Annotated in this window: 17 protein-coding genes and 1 riboswitch; of the genes, 6 read left to right on the plus strand and 11 right to left on the minus strand. The window is 59.2% G+C overall.

The genetic code is table 11. The features are described 5' to 3' along the window. Positions 1 to 194: 194 nt before the first annotated feature. The 3 genes from msrQ to MWU54_RS17050 form a co-directional block, all read right to left on the minus strand. Positions 195 to 869 carry a protein-methionine-sulfoxide reductase heme-binding subunit MsrQ gene (gene msrQ / locus MWU54_RS17040; protein ID WP_247086162.1) on the minus strand — a complete coding sequence of 225 codons (675 nt, stop codon included), beginning with the start codon at positions 867 to 869 and terminating at the stop codon, positions 195 to 197. A gap of 2 nt (positions 870 to 871) precedes the next feature. Then, complete coding sequence (gene msrP / locus MWU54_RS17045) at positions 872 to 1,777, minus strand: protein-methionine-sulfoxide reductase catalytic subunit MsrP (RefSeq protein WP_247086164.1); 906 nt, start codon at positions 1,775 to 1,777, stop codon at positions 872 to 874. 111 nt (positions 1,778 to 1,888) lie between these two features. Then, a complete protein-coding gene (locus MWU54_RS17050; protein WP_247086166.1) occupies positions 1,889 to 2,224 on the minus strand; it encodes a cupin domain-containing protein in 336 nt (111 codons plus the stop codon). A 118-nt stretch (positions 2,225 to 2,342) separates the two neighbouring features. After that, positions 2,343 to 2,489, plus strand: a riboswitch (FMN riboswitch). 73 nt (positions 2,490 to 2,562) lie between these two features. On the opposite strand from MWU54_RS17050, the gene MWU54_RS17055 reads away from it, so the two are divergent. Beyond that, on the plus strand, positions 2,563 to 2,997 hold the full coding sequence (locus tag MWU54_RS17055) for a 6,7-dimethyl-8-ribityllumazine synthase (RefSeq protein ID WP_247086168.1): 435 nt from the start codon (positions 2,563 to 2,565) through the stop codon (positions 2,995 to 2,997). A 33-nt stretch (positions 2,998 to 3,030) separates the two neighbouring features. Here the strand turns inward: MWU54_RS17055 and MWU54_RS17060 are convergent, their stop codons facing one another. Beyond that, on the minus strand, positions 3,031 to 4,512 hold the full coding sequence (locus MWU54_RS17060) for an FMN-binding glutamate synthase family protein (protein WP_247086170.1): 1,482 nt from the start codon (positions 4,510 to 4,512) through the stop codon (positions 3,031 to 3,033). A 100-nt stretch (positions 4,513 to 4,612) separates the two neighbouring features. On the opposite strand from MWU54_RS17060, the gene MWU54_RS17065 reads away from it, so the two are divergent. Continuing rightward, positions 4,613 to 5,059 carry a DUF302 domain-containing protein gene (locus tag MWU54_RS17065; protein ID WP_247086172.1) on the plus strand — a complete coding sequence of 149 codons (447 nt, stop codon included), beginning with the start codon at positions 4,613 to 4,615 and terminating at the stop codon, positions 5,057 to 5,059. Positions 5,060 to 5,241: 182 nt separating this feature from the next. Next, on the plus strand, positions 5,242 to 5,727 hold the full coding sequence (locus tag MWU54_RS17070) for a fasciclin domain-containing protein (RefSeq protein ID WP_247086174.1): 486 nt from the start codon (positions 5,242 to 5,244) through the stop codon (positions 5,725 to 5,727). 66 nt (positions 5,728 to 5,793) lie between these two features. On the opposite strand, the gene clpB is transcribed toward MWU54_RS17070, so the two are convergent. After that, positions 5,794 to 8,409, minus strand: a complete 2,616-nt coding sequence (clpB, locus tag MWU54_RS17075) for an ATP-dependent chaperone ClpB (RefSeq protein WP_247086176.1) — start codon at positions 8,407 to 8,409, stop codon at positions 5,794 to 5,796. Between the two features lie 208 nt (positions 8,410 to 8,617). Here clpB and MWU54_RS17080 point away from each other — a divergent pair, with 208 nt between their 5' ends. Next, entirely contained in the window at positions 8,618 to 8,917 is a 300-nt protein-coding gene (locus tag MWU54_RS17080) for a hypothetical protein (RefSeq protein WP_247086179.1), read from the plus strand. 56 nt (positions 8,918 to 8,973) lie between these two features. Then, positions 8,974 to 9,669, plus strand: a complete 696-nt coding sequence (gene pyrF / locus MWU54_RS17085) for an orotidine-5'-phosphate decarboxylase (protein ID WP_247086181.1) — start codon at positions 8,974 to 8,976, stop codon at positions 9,667 to 9,669. Positions 9,670 to 9,689: 20 nt separating this feature from the next. On the opposite strand, the gene MWU54_RS17090 is transcribed toward pyrF, so the two are convergent. Genes MWU54_RS17090 through MWU54_RS17100 form a run of 3 tightly spaced genes read right to left on the minus strand, consistent with a single transcriptional unit; the run spans position 9,690 to position 11,275 of the window. Continuing rightward, positions 9,690 to 10,091: an NUDIX hydrolase gene (locus MWU54_RS17090; RefSeq protein WP_247086183.1), complete on the minus strand. Its 402-nt coding sequence runs from the start codon at positions 10,089 to 10,091 to the stop codon at positions 9,690 to 9,692. A gap of 3 nt (positions 10,092 to 10,094) precedes the next feature. Next, positions 10,095 to 10,382 carry a hypothetical protein gene (locus MWU54_RS17095; protein ID WP_247086185.1) on the minus strand — a complete coding sequence of 96 codons (288 nt, stop codon included), beginning with the start codon at positions 10,380 to 10,382 and terminating at the stop codon, positions 10,095 to 10,097. Beyond that, complete coding sequence (locus MWU54_RS17100) at positions 10,382 to 11,275, minus strand: SPFH domain-containing protein (RefSeq protein ID WP_247086187.1); 894 nt, start codon at positions 11,273 to 11,275, stop codon at positions 10,382 to 10,384. The genes MWU54_RS17095 and MWU54_RS17100 overlap by 1 nt, the downstream gene beginning before the upstream one ends. Positions 11,276 to 11,369: 94 nt before the next feature. Here MWU54_RS17100 and MWU54_RS17105 point away from each other — a divergent pair, with 94 nt between their 5' ends. Beyond that, positions 11,370 to 12,623, plus strand: a complete 1,254-nt coding sequence (locus MWU54_RS17105; protein ID WP_247086189.1) for a DNA polymerase IV — start codon at positions 11,370 to 11,372, stop codon at positions 12,621 to 12,623. Between the two features lie 132 nt (positions 12,624 to 12,755). Here MWU54_RS17105 and MWU54_RS17110 read toward each other — a convergent pair whose 3' ends face one another. From MWU54_RS17110 to MWU54_RS17120, 3 genes are read right to left on the minus strand one after another with little or no spacing between them, the layout of a single operon-like run. Then, a complete protein-coding gene (locus tag MWU54_RS17110) occupies positions 12,756 to 13,073 on the minus strand; it encodes a DUF3775 domain-containing protein (RefSeq protein WP_247086192.1) in 318 nt (105 codons plus the stop codon). A 60-nt stretch (positions 13,074 to 13,133) separates the two neighbouring features. Further along, positions 13,134 to 13,865, minus strand: a complete 732-nt coding sequence (locus tag MWU54_RS17115) for an SDR family NAD(P)-dependent oxidoreductase (RefSeq protein ID WP_247086194.1) — start codon at positions 13,863 to 13,865, stop codon at positions 13,134 to 13,136. Continuing rightward, entirely contained in the window at positions 13,862 to 14,428 is a 567-nt protein-coding gene (locus MWU54_RS17120; protein WP_247086196.1) for a DUF3833 family protein, read from the minus strand. Before MWU54_RS17120 ends, MWU54_RS17115 begins: the two co-directional genes overlap by 4 nt. Position 14,429 lies beyond the last annotated feature (1 nt).

The following is a 14,429-nucleotide window of genomic DNA, read 5'->3' on the forward strand; positions in this document are numbered from 1 at the left end:
TCCCGTCCTGCGTCCCGTTGTGCGCCTCAGCGCCGCCGGTGAAGGGGTATTTAGAGTCACCTCCAAACATCCGCAAGCACAAAAATCAGGAAAATCGCATTTTTTTTCGTTTTTTCATTTTCTGCACAAAAACAGGTGTTTGGCGTAATTATCTGTCGCGAGACAGCCCGTGCGCGACGCTTTTTGATCGCGCATCAATATCTGGACGATTGGGACAGCTCGCCCCCTAGACCTGCCCCTGATCTGGCCGGGTTTTCCCGGTGCGAAGCCCGTTGGCGAGTCCAGAGAGCGTCCCAGCGGACGCGCATGGCCAAAAGGCCAGCAATCACGGCCGCGTAGATAATGGGTTCCCACTGAAAGCCTTTGACCAACAGCAGAAAGTGTAGCGCCGCCAGGAGCGCAATCGGATAAACGAGTCGGTGGAGCCTGCGCCACGCGCCCGCTCCGATCTTTCGTATGCTGCGATTGTTGGAGGTGACGGCCAATGGCACCATCAGGACAAACGCCGCCATTCCAACCGTAATGTACCAGCGCTTGACGATATCGGCCCAGACATTCTGGAACTGCACATCAAGCACCAGCCACGTCAGAAGGTGCGCCAGGACATAGAAGAACGCCGTCACCCCGATGGCGCGGCGGAACTTGAGCAGGTTTACCCCGGCAAAGCGGCGCAGCGGGGTGACCGCCAGCCCGGCGATAAGCAGCCAGAGGCTCCAGATACCAAGCTGGTGTTCAATCACCTTGGCCGGATCGACACCCAACTGACCGGTGAGGCCCAGATAGTATATCCAGACCACCGGCACCGGGGCCATCAGATACAAGGCCCACGCAGGCACGTGGCGCAGTCCGGTATTGAGCGCATGCACCATCGTCAGATGAACTTGGTCAGGTCCATGCCGTCATATAGCGGCGCGACCTCGTCTTCGTATCCGTTGAACATCAGAGTCGGATGGCGCTTGGCGAACAGGCCACCGCCGATCCGCCGTTCCGTCGCCTGCGACCAGCGCGGGTGATCCACGTTGGGGTTCACGTTACTATAGAACCCGTATTCGCGCGGGTTGGCGATGTTCCAGCTTGCAGGGGGTTCGTCTTCGGTCAACGTGATGCGCACGATCGACTTGATCGATTTGAATCCGTATTTCCACGGCACCACCAGACGCATGGGCGCGCCGTTCTGCTTGGGGATGTCACGGCCATAGATGCCCGTGGCCATCATCGTGAGCGGATGCATCGCTTCATCCAGGCGCAGACCTTCGACATAGGGCCAGTCCAGAACCGGGCTTGCAACACCGGGCATCTCATCGGGACGCAGGGCTGTTTCAAACGCCACGTATTTGGCCGAGGATTGCACCCCGACCCAATCCAGCAGATCCGCCAGCTCGAACCCGTTCCACGGAATCACCATCGACCACGCTTCTACGCAGCGAAAGCGGTAAATCCGTTCTTCAATGGTCATCTGGGACAGGATATCGGCAAAGCTGTAATCGCCCGGCTTGTCGACCAGCCCGTCAATCCGCACGGTCCAGGGGTCAATGGTCAAACGATGCGCATTGCGCGCCGGATCTTCCTTGCCGGTGCCGAACTCGTAGTAGTTGTTATAGGTGGTGATCTCTTCCCAGGTGTTGGGCTCCAACGCCTCTTGCGCGCGGGCTGACACCGGAAGTGCCCCCGCTATCGCGCCAGCCGCAGCACCCGCCATCAATTGCCTGCGGTTCAGGAAAGCCGAGTAAGGGGTCACCGCGTCAGCCGTCAGCGTGTTTTTCCAGCGATATGCCATGTCGTCCTCTGTCTATCGTTCTCTCTGGATATAGAGGGGCCATGCACCCGGACCAAAGCAACTCGGCTCACATTGGTGTAAGGGTGTTGAAATGTTTGCGACTGAGGTCGGCTACGCTTTGACCGGATACCGGTCGGCCTCTGCAAAGACGTCGATCGCACGTGTCCCTGCCTTGATCCGTGCGCCATGCTCCACACCGGCGGGAATGTCATAGCTGTCGCCGGGTCGGTACGTCTTGGTCACACCGCCGATTGTGAGTTCGATCTCGCCCTCGATCACAGTCCCCCATTGGGCACCGTGGGCGTGGGGAGGAAGCTCCATATCCTTGTCAAAGGTAAAGAACGCGACAAGCCCGTGATCAGAACGGATCACATTGGTCTGCACAACGTCCTCTGGAAACGGTACATCAAGGGCGGGAAAGGACTCAATAAACTCTGGGTACGGCATGACGTTCTCCTGAATAATCGCGGATGACAGTGGCACATCCCGCTCTGCGATGCGCGCATTTTCTGGGCCCGCGCGCAACACCACGTCTTGCGAACAGGCTTCAAGTCTGCGACCGATGCCATGTTCTCAGGGCGGGGCGGAATTCCCCACCGGCGGTAAGCGGCGAAATCCGTAAGCCCGCGAGCGCCTTTCGATCAGAAAGGGTCAAGCAGATCAGGTGCAATTCCTGAGCCGACGGTCACAGTCCGGATGAAAGAGAATGTGCAACCAACCTGTCCGCAGGTCCGGGCTGCATGTGATCGCCTTGGGTGACGTGTCACTGTGAAAGGAGATCCGAAATGACACACACCCGATATGCCTTTATCAAGGCCAGCTGGCACCACGACATTGTCGATCAGGCGCTGGTTGGGTTTCTGGAGGTTGTTCCCGAAAGCCAGGTTGATGTCTTTGATGTGCCCGGCGCGTTCGAAATGCCGCTCTTGGCCCGCGATCTGGCGCGAACGGGGCGTTACGGTGCCATCGCGGCGGCGGCGTTTGTCGTGGATGGGGGCATCTACCGGCACGATTTCGTCGCGCAGGCGGTGGTCAATGGCTTGATGCAGGTCGGGCTTGAAACAGATGTGCCGGTTCTGTCCGTCTCCCTGACCCCGCATCAGTATCAAGAGACCGAGCATCACACCCGCATCTACCGCGACCACTTTGTCCTGAAGGGCCGCGAGGCCGGAGAGGCGGCATTGAAGATGACGCAGCTTCGGCTGTCCAACGCGGCATGACAGATGGCAGGCGACGAAACCGCGTCGCCTGCCTTACGCCGCCGACTGCGGCCACAAATCCGACATCAGGATCGTGCGTCCATCCGGCTGCACCACCCGCACATGGTTGCGGCGCATCAGGCGGGGTTCGGCCACGCCGACGGAATGGGCGATGGTTTCAACTTCTTTGACGATCTCTTTGGCATAATTGGCCACGCGGGTTTCCTTGTCGGCCACGACAAGACCTTCCTGAAAGCGTGGATCATGGGTCGTGATCCCCGTCGGGCAGGTGTTCTTGTTGCACTTGAGCGCCTGGATACAGCCCAGCGCGAACATGAACCCCCGGGCCGAGGTGACGAAATCCGCGCCTGTCGCCAACGCCCAGGCCACATCCCCGGGATTGACCAACTTTCCGCTGGCCACCAGGGCGATCCGATCCCGAAGCCCATGCGCGTTGCGCAGATTGGCCACCAGGGGCAGCGCCTCGCGGATGCTCATCCCCACGAGGTCAATCAGCGGCATGGGTGCCGCACCGGTTCCGCCTTCGCCCCCGTCCAACGTGATAAAGTCCGGTGCAGACGCGGCACCGCGCTCCGAGATTGCCGTGAACAACCCCGCGACGCCGTCTTCGGAGCCGACCACCATCTTGATCCCCGTGGGTTTGCCCGTCACCTCCCGCACCCGCGCAATCATGTCGAGCAGATCGTCCCAGTCGTCCACCTCTTCGTGGCGGTTCGGGGAAATGCTGTCTTTGCCCACCTCGATGCCCCGGATCTTGGCGATCTCGGGCGTGATCTTTTCGCCAGGCAGGATTCCCCCTTTGCCGGGCTTGGCCCCTTGGCTGAGCTTGATTTCGAACATGCGCACGGTGTCATGCGCCGCAATCGCGCGCAGCTTGTCTTCGTCCAGCTTTCCTTCGGCGTCGCGCACTCCGTACTTTGCCGTGCCAATCTGAAAGACAATGTCGCAGCCCCCTTCAAGGTGGTACGGCGACAACGCCCCTTCCCCGGTGTTCATCCAGATCCCGGCCCGTTTGCAGCCCCGGCTCAGCGCCTGCACCGCCGGTTTTGAAATCGCGCCATAGCTCATGCCCGACAGGTTAAAGAAAGACCGGGCCGTAAAGGGCACCCGGGCCCCGGCCCCGATCACTTTTGGCTCTGAACTGGCAAACTGGTTGTCCACCGGCGGAAACGGCGCGTTCACGAAAATCGGTGTGCCGACCACGCTCAGGTTGCGCGTCGATCCAAAGGCAACCGTATTGCCATGATCATCCGCCGCCCGCTTGACCCATTCGCGCTGCGCCCGGTTGAAGGGCAGTTCTTCCCGGTCCATGGCAAAGAAATACTGCCGGAAAAATTCGCCCAAAGTCGAAAAGATATGACGAAACCGCCCCAGCACCGGATAGTTGCGGCGAATGGCGTCCTCGGTCTGGGTGCGATCAATGACGAACAGGATGATGCCCACCAGCGCCGCCAGACCGATGGCCCCGACAAACAGCAATGCCAGAAAGTTCAACGCATACATGGCTACGCCCATGAGGACCTCATATTCAATTCGTTGCATTTGAGTGTCGTTTCGCACTACTGTTGGCGGGACACATCTTTCGTGTCGATACGCTGCCACAAAAGGATGCGCCATGAAACGCTTGCTGACTACACTTGCCCTGACCTTTGCGACATCGGCTGTTTCGGCAGCAGATATCGTGACCTACGACACCGACCAGTCCTTTGACGATATCACCTTCGGTCTGGAAAGCGCAATTCTTGACGCGGGATTGGTCATCGACAGCGTCAGCCACACCGGTGACATGCTGGAACGCACCCGGATGGATGTGGGCTCTGATGTCGTTCTGTACGAAAAAGCCGATATCTACAGCTTTTGTTCGGCCAAGATTTCGCGCGAAGTGATGGAAGATGATCCAATGAACATCGTCTACTGCCCCTACGACATCTTTGTGATGGTCCGCCCCGAAACGCCGGACATGACCACCATTGGTTTCCGCACCTTCCCGGACGGCGCAATGAAGAAGGTTGAGACCCTTCTGGACGACCTGTCCCGCGCCGCAATCGGCCTGTCTGACTGACACATCAATCACGTGAAATAACAAGAATTTCAGTTGATTGCGTGAAACCCTCTGGCTTAGTCGGCATTAACGTGCCGTCAAGACCCACCGGCGGAAATCCCCGGTGATCTAAAGCGGAGTCTGTCCCGTTTAACCCTGTAGATACCAGCGAGGTATCCAACTTGTTTCAGGAGGACGACATAATGTTCCGCAACACAACACTCGCCGTCACCGCCGCCGCCGCTCTGATGGCAACAACCGCCTTCGCAGGCTCCATGAAGAAAGACATCGTCGACACAGCGGTCGAAGCCGGATCGTTCGAAACGCTCGTCGCTGCCGTACAGGCGGCCGATCTGGTCGATACGCTGAAAGGCGATGGCCCGTTCACAGTCTTCGCGCCCACTGATGAGGCCTTTGCCGCGCTGCCGGAAGGCACCATTGAAAACCTGCTGCTGCCCGAAAACAAGGACCAGCTGGTCGCAATCCTGACCTACCACGTTGTGCCCGGGAAAGTGATGTCCACTGACCTGACCGACGACATGGAAGCCGCAACCGTACAGGGGTCGAACGTGATGATCGATCTCGACGACGGTGTGAAAGTCGAAGAAGCGTCGGTTGTGACAGCCGACATCGAAACATCGAATGGCGTCATCCACGTCATCGACACGGTCATTCTGCCGGACAGCTAAAGCCACCTGACAGAAACCACAAAGGGCCGCCTCAGGGCGGCCCTTTGATGTTCATTATCAGGTTGGTCAGTGAACCACGGCATCATCCGGGCGCGGACGGTTTGACGCCGCCACGCGATCCCCGATGATCAGACCTTCGGCCCCCGCTGTCACAGGCACCAGATCCCCATCGGCGATATCCCCGGCCAGCAACATTTCAGCCAGCGGATCCTGCAAAGCACGCTGGATCACCCGCTTCAAAGGCCGTGCGCCGAACACCGGATCATAGCCTTCCTCGGCCAGCCACTTGCGTGCACCATCATCCAGTTCAAGGTCGATTTTCCGCGCCGCCAACCGCTTGAGCAACCGCGCCATCTGGATATCGACGATCCCTGCCATATCCTCGCGCTTGAGGCGGTCAAAGATGACGGTCTCGTCCAGACGGTTGAGGAACTCGGGCCGGAAATGCGCCCGCACCGCGTCCATCACGTCACGTTTGGCTTGCGACGGGTCCGCCCCGTCAGGCAGTTGCGACAACGCCTGCGACCCAAGGTTCGACGTCAGGATGATCAACGTCTGCTTGAAGTCCACAGTCCGCCCCTGACCATCGGTCAGCACGCCATCATCCAAAACCTGCAACAGCACGTTGAACACATCCGGGTGCGCCTTTTCGACCTCGTCGAACAGCACAACCTGATACGGACGCCGCCGCACCGCTTCGGTCAACACGCCGCCCTCGTCATAGCCGACATAACCCGGAGGCGCGCCGATCAGACGGGCAACCGCGTGTTTCTCCATGAACTCCGACATGTCGATGCGCACCATCGCGTTGTCGTCATCAAAGAGGAACTCAGCCACAGCTTTGGTCAGCTCGGTTTTCCCGACGCCGGTGGGGCCAAGGAACAGGAACGATCCCAAAGGACGGTTCTCGTCATTCAGACCGGCCCGCGCACGGCGCACCGCATTGGCAACCGCCCGCACCGCCTGTTCCTGACCGATCACCCGCTTGTGCAGACCATCTTCCATCCGAAGCAGCTTTTCGCGTTCGCCTTCCAGCATCTTGGACGTGGGAATCCCCGTCCAACGCTCGACCACACCCGCGATCTGTTCGGGGCGCACGGCCTCTTCGACCATGACATCGTCGTCGTTGCTTTCGGCCTCGGACAGTTGCTTTTCAAGCTGCGGGATTACGCCGTAAGACAGCTCCCCCGCCTTGGCGAGATTGCCTTCACGCTTGGCGATTTCCAACTCGGCCCGTGCGCGATCAAGTTGCTCCTTGATCTCACGCGCGCCCGCCAGCTTGTCACGTTCAGCCTGCCATTTGGCCGTCATCTCTGCCGATTGCTGCTGCAACTCGGACAGGTCTTTCTCCAACTTCTCAAGCCGGTCTTTCGACGCCTGATCATCCTCAAGCCGCAACGCTTCGCCTTCGATCTGCAATTGCAATATCTGACGGTCCAGCGCGTCGAGTTCCTCGGGCTTGGAATCAACCTCCATCCGCAGACGGCTTGCCGCTTCGTCCATCAGGTCGATGGCTTTGTCCGGCAAGAAACGGTCGGTGATATAGCGATGCGACAGGGTTGCCGCCGCCACCAGGGCACTGTCCGAAATCCGCACACCATGGTGCAGTTCGTACTTCTCCTTGATCCCGCGCAGGATGCTGATCGTGTCCTCGACCGTCGGTTCCTGCACCACAACAGGCTGGAACCGCCGCGCCAAAGCCGCATCTTTTTCAACGTGTTTGCGGTATTCATCGAGTGTCGTCGCACCCACACAGTGCAATTCGCCCCGCGCCAAGGCAGGCTTGAGAAGGTTCGACGCATCCATCGCGCCATCGGCCTTGCCCGCGCCAACAAGCGTGTGCATTTCGTCGATGAACAGGATGATCTCACCCGCCGCCGCCGTGACTTCGGACAGAATGCCTTTCAGCCGTTCCTCGAATTCCCCGCGATATTTCGCACCCGCAATCAACGCGCCCATGTCGAGCGACAAAAGCCGCTTGTTGCGCAGGGATTCAGGCACGTCGCCATTGACGATCCGCAAGGCCAAGCCTTCGGCAATCGCGGTTTTACCCACGCCCGGTTCCCCAATCAGAACAGGGTTGTTCTTGGTACGACGCGACAGCACCTGCATTGCGCGACGGATTTCATCGTCGCGGCCGATGATCGGGTCGATCTTGCCCTCGCGCGCCCGCTCCGTCAGGTCCATCGTGAACTTCTTGAGCGCCTCGTACTGGTCCTCTGCCGACGCAGAATCCGCTGTCCGCCCCTTGCGAATATCGTTGATTGCAGTGTTCAAGGCCTGCGCATTCACAGCACCCGCTTCCAAAGCCTCTTTTGCAGGGCTTTTGACCATCGCAAGCGCCATTAGGATGCGTTCGACCGGGACAAAACTGTCCCCCGCCTTTTTCGCGATCTTTTCCGCTTCATCGAGCACTTTGCCCGTGGCGGAATCCAGATAGACCTGCCCCGCATCGCCGGACACTTTCGGGATTTTGGCAATCTTGCCATCCAGCGCCTGCACCACGCGTTGCGGCGCACCACCGGCGGCCGTGATCAGGTTGGTCGCCAACCCCTGATCGTCGTCCATCAGTGCTTTGAGTATATGTTCGGGTGCCAACCGCTGGTGGCTTTCCCGCATCGCAATCGTTTGTGCAGCCTGAATAAAACCGCGCGACCGCTCCGTGAACTTCTCTAAGTTCATGGCATTCTCCTTCTGCTAAGCGCCCATTTTCGTGAAACCCCCGCTTGGCAGCAGGTCTCTGTACGGGCCTTCGTGTAAGAAGATGGAAACGGTCGCGCCCGGCTTCAAGAGCTTGTGATCAGATGCGACGAAAAAGTCGTCCGGGGAACCTTTTGAACGCGTCTGGCGTTCCCCATTTACCTAAGAACCAACAACAAAGAGCAGTCTCATGTGGTACAAGGCAAACGCAACGCAGATCACGCATGACGCGGAAACCGGCATGTTCGAAGCAAATGTCACGCTGGAAAAGGACGGTGTCACCACCGGTCACGTGGTTCAGGTGCCTGGTCCGATTTCGACCCCGTTCGAGGCATTGCGCCCCGCGCTGATCCAGGCCGCGATTGGCAAACGACACAGCGGTCGGTTCGAGTTTCGGCAGGAAAATCGCCCAAGCGTTCAGGAAGAGCTTGTCGATGCGCTTTTCTCAGGGCCAAGCCTGCTTGATACGGTTTTGGGCCGCGCGGCTTGACCACAGGGCACGGCCACGCCTAGAAGGCGCAGGTTTGCCTGACAGGAGTTGCCTTAATGTCCGATGATCGCCTGATCGTAGCCCTTGATGTTCCCAACGCGCTTGAGGGTCTCCAACTGGCCCAGCAGCTTGGCGAAACGGTTTCGTTTTACAAAATCGGTCTCGGAATGCTCACCGGCGGTGGGCTCGCTTTGGCAAATGAACTGAAGCAGGACCACGGCAAACGCATTTTCCTCGATATGAAGTTGTTCGACATCGGCGCGACGGTCGAAGCCGCCGTACGTGGGCTCGCGCAATTCGATCTCGACTTTCTGACAGTCCACGGCGACCCCCATGTCGTGCGCGCCGCCAAAGAAGGTGCCTCCGGCTCCGATCTCAAAATCCTTGCTGTCACCATCCTGACCTCTCTTGACCGGCAGGACCTCGACGACAGCCTGATCCAAACCGGCGACATCCCGGATCTTGTCACGACCCGCGCGGGCCGCGCATTCGACGCGGGCGCGGACGGCGTCATCGCCTCGCCCAACGAAGCTGCCATGATCCGCGCATTGCCCGAGGCAACCGGACGATTGATCGTAACACCGGGTGTGCGCCCCGCAGGGGCCGATCTTGGCGATCAAAAGCGCGTGGCGACACCGGCCGGCGCGATTTCAAATGGGGTGGATCATATCGTCGTCGGACGCCCCGTCTGGCAGGCCAACGATCCGCGTGCGGCGGCACAGGCCATCGTGACCGAGATGCAAGCCGCCTGATCTGCATTTTGAAACACGACTCACGCACGCGTGGCCAGGTACGTCCTGACCATCCGGGCAAAATGGGGAATGGCTTTGGGATGCGTCGCGTAGTCCTGCGGCGTCATCAAGGCCCATCCGATCCCTTCTGACCCGAACACGATATCCATCTCGCGGTGCGCCTTAAGATGCGCCGCAAAGAACACACCTCGATTCAGCTGCGCGCACCAGACCAAATCACGCGGGTCAAGCTGCAAACCAATTTCTTCCTGAGCTTCCCGCAAAACGCAGGCCTCGGCGCTTTCGTCCTGTTCACGCCCGCCGCCAGGCAGATCAAGATAGCCGGGCCAAGGGATGCCATCGGCATGATCGCGTTCGATCACAACAATTCTTGGCCCGATGAACAGGATGAGCTTCGCGCCCCCGAAATCGGCCAGCGCCATCACCTAATCGTTGATATCATGGTCGAATGTCTTGACCTGGCCGCGCTGCACGCCAAGCGATTTACGCAACACCAGCCACGCTGCCAATGACACAACCGCAAATGCCAGCAGCGTGACCGGCAAAGTTGCAGCCATCCATGCCGCAAACGGACCTCCGAACCAAAACAACCCGGCAATAATCGCCGCACCGCCTGCAAAGCCCAGAAACAGGTAGGCGGGAACAAAAACCTCCAGCACGGCAAGCACGATTGCCGCTGCCGCCCAGATCCACCATTCCGTCCACCACGCCATCACACACGCCCTTTCAGCATCTGGAACGCCTTGCCAAAGGCATCGGCCGCGTCAGCAGGCACGATGATCGTTTGTGACCCTTCGCCCTGCCCAATTTTTGCCAGCGCTTCGACCTGCTTGAGCGCCACCTGATACTGCGCCGCTTCAAGCCCGTTTTCCTTGATCGCTTCGGCCACAACCCGCGTGGCATACGCTTCGGCATCAGCCAGAACGCGGCGGGCTTCGGCATCTTTCTGCGCCGCATACAGATCCGCATCCGCCTGCAATTCAACCGACCGTTTCAGACCTTCCGCCTCGGTCACCTGCGCACGGCGCGCGCGTTCCGCATTCAATTGCTGAAGCATCGCATCGCGCGTCGCCTGATCCAGGTTCACATCCAGAATCTCGGCCCGGGTAACCTCGATCCCCCAGTCATCCACCGCATCCTCGACGCTTTCCTTGATCTGACCAATCAACTGCGCGCGGTTCGATTGCACCTCGTCCAGGTCCATCTTGCCGATATTGGCCCGCACGATCCCGGCCACGGTTGTGGCAATCGCCGCATCCACATCGCGGATCCGGTACACCGTTTTTTCCGGCTCAAGGATGCGGTAAAACACGCTTGTGTCGATCTGCACCAACACGTTGTCCTTGGTGATCGCGTCCTGCGTGGCGTTCGGCAACTGGCGCTCAAGAATCGAGATCTTATGCGCCACGCGGTCCAGAAACGGCACGATAAAGTTGATGCCTGGACCCAGGACAACGCGCAGCCGCCCAAAGCGCTCCACCACGAATTTCTGGCTTTGTGGCACAATGCGAATGGCCAGAAACAGGCACAGGATGATAAAGCCTGCCAGAAGCAGGGTCACGATGTCCCCACCGGCCAGATCCGTTAAAAGCGTTTCGATATCCATCTGCGCGGCCCTTCGTCTGTTTGCTGCGAAATATCACCTGTAGAGTGCGGCGTGTTCCCTTATATGTGGGATGTGTAAACAATGACGCAAGCTGATGCCCGCCCTTTGCCGTGATTGCCTGACCGAGTTCGAGACCACGCCACGCTGCCCCGTTTGCCGGTCGCCGCGCGTTCTGGCGCATGACGAACTGTATGATCTGAGCATTGCGCATATGGACTGCGACGCGTTCTACGCCTCGGTCGAAAAGCGTGACAATCCGGATCTGGCGGACAAACCCGTCATCATCGGCGGCGGTCGGCGCGGCGTTGTATCGACCGCGTGTTACGTGGCCCGGATCAGGGGTGTGCGCTCTGCCATGCCGATGTTTCAGGCGCTCAAGCTGTGCCCGGACGCGGTGATCATCAAACCGCGCATGGCCGCGTATGCCGAAGCCTCCAAGGCGATCCGGGGATTGATGGAGGAACTGACACCGTCCATTGAACCACTGTCACTGGACGAGGCCTTTCTTGACCTGACCGGCACCGCGCGCCTGCACGGGCATCCGCCGGCGGTGATGCTTGCACGATTGGTCAAACGCATGCGCGAAGAACTGGGGCTGACGGGGTCGATCGGGCTGAGCCACAACAAGTTTCTCGCCAAGATCGCGTCCGACCTCGACAAACCGCGCGGGTTTTCGGTCATCGGAAAGGCAGAAACCAAAGCGTTCCTGCGCCCGAAACGGGTGCGCCTGATCTGGGGCGTTGGTCTGGCCACACAAGAGTCGCTTGAAAAAGCCGGGATCCGGACCTTCGACGATTTGTATCGCTGGGACAGACAGGATCTCACCGCTCGATTTGGCAGCATGGGGGACCGGCTGTGGCACCTGGCGCGCGGTCAGGACCATCGGCGCGTCTCTGCCCATGCTCCGATGAAATCAATCTCGAACGAGACCACGTTCCACGAAGACACCAACGATCCCGATCTGCTGGATGGGCATCTGTGGCGCATGTGCGAAAAGGTGTCGGACCGCGCCAAGGCCAAGGGGCTGGCGGGGCGTGTTGTGACTCTGAAACTCAAAACGTCCAAGTTCACGCTCATCACAAAGCGCACATCGCTGACCGACCCCACCCAGATTGCCGACCGGATGTACCGCACGACGCGGGCCTTGTTTGATCAGGTGGATGACAAAGGGCCGTATCGGCTCTTGGGGGCCGGGATCAGCGATCTCAGCCCTGCCGAAGGTGCGGATGTGTCCGGTGATCTGCTTGACCCGCAAGGCGTCCAACGCGCCAGAGCGGAACGGGCGACGGATGCGATCCGGGATCGTTTCGGGCCGGATGCAATTCTCAAGGGGCGGGCGTTGAGGTAACGCGCCTGAATAAATTTTTTTTGGGGATGCCCCAGAATCTTCGTACGAAGATTCTGAGCCCTCGTTATTAAATTCTGGTGTACGCGCGGCGCCAAAAAGTCTCAGCGAACACACACCCTTCCACGCCCGTTCTCACATCAACTGGTTTTCTTCGTCCACCGCAGAAATGCCCAACGCATCCAATCCCGCTTCCAGATGATCCGCCAGGTGCGGTGTTCCGATCAGGTAATCCGCCGTCGGCGTGGTCGCCTCATTCACAGCGGTCGCATACGCCTCGTCCCATTCATCGACGTCAAACGCCCCGCGGCCGATCCACATGATCGACACAAGCGCGGCTTGTTCTTCCTCGTCCATGCGGTCGATGAACCCGCGCATTTCACCTTCGGCGCGGCTAAGCTCCCGGGCCATCACGATGACGGCGGCGACTTTGTTGGCACTGATTTTTTCCATGGCGACTCTCCCATCCCTTTTTACTCAGGATGAAGCGAAGTCAGCGACGCCGCTTTGATCTTACGCAAATAGCCGGTAGTAGAGCCAATCCGGCAAAAACTGGCTGCCCCGGAACACCCATGAAAACACCGTCGGAAAGCTGCGCTTGAAGTTATCGGTGTTCATATGTTCGAAAAATTCCTGCGCCGCCTGTTCCGGTTCCATAATGAACGGCATCGAAAAATCGTTCTTGTCGGTCAAACGCGTCTTGATGAAACCGGGGTTAACCAGTTGCACTTTGACGTTGGTGCGCCACAAATCCGCGTAAAGTGATTCCGCCAGTGTCATCACCGCGGCCTTGGACGACGTATAAGCCGCCGCATTTGGTAACCCCCGGAACCCGGACAGCGACCCGGTCAGAACGATATGCCCGGAATCGCGCGCAACGAACTTTGGTACGACTTCGCCCACAAGGCGCATCGCGCCCGTGAAATTGATGTCAGCCATGGTGTTTGCCTGCTCTGCGTCCCAGTCGGACGCCCCGAACGGCCAATACACACCGGCCAGTTGCACCATGCCGTCAATATCGCCAACAGCCTCGGCTGCCGCCTTGACCGACTCGCCATCCGACACATCCAGCGGCACAACCTCGGCCCGCCCTGGCAAGGCCTCTGACAGCGCGTGCAGCTTGTCTTCGTTTCGGGCGGACAGGATCAGATGCACGCCAGCCGCGCTCATCTTATGTGCCAGCGCCTCGCCTAAACCTTCGCTCGCACCAACCAACCAGTATTTTTTGCCCGCCCAATCACTCACGCCACTTCCTTCCTTCGCATTGTCGCCACAAGTTCTGCGACCTTGATCCCGAATTTACGAAACTGACTTCGGTTCACGATGGTTCCATTGGGCGCAAGATACATCCAGTCCGTGGTGTCCAGAACATGCCCGCCCTGGCTTTCGGGCAGTTGGTATTTGTATTTCAATTGCACGGTTGGCCCGCTCTGGATGCCGGCACCTTCGCCCACCACATCCGATGCGGTTGCGCGGATGCGTCCGTCATTGCCCAGCGTCAGGTTCCATTCGCGGTGCACCTCATCGCCGTTGCAATAGGTGAAATGCTCTTTCATCACACCGCGATTGCCACTCCATTCCGCTTCGAAATCACCCACGAAGCGCGACGTCACGCGCCCGGTTGGCCCGTAGATCACCCCTTCGCAGACAATCGGTCCGTCAAGATGTGTCCGCAGGTCAAACGGCTCACCGCCCGCGTCGGCGTAGTCGTTCGGGGATTGGCCGGCGAACCCGAAATAGCGGCTTTTGAGATAACCCAAAACCGCCATCAGGCTCGCCCCGAGAAGTACAAGAAAGACTGTCTCCATG

Origin of the sequence: Marivita sp. S6314 (assembly GCF_023015985.1) — a bacterium.
In the GTDB taxonomy this organism is placed as follows: domain Bacteria; phylum Pseudomonadota; class Alphaproteobacteria; order Rhodobacterales; family Rhodobacteraceae; genus Marivita.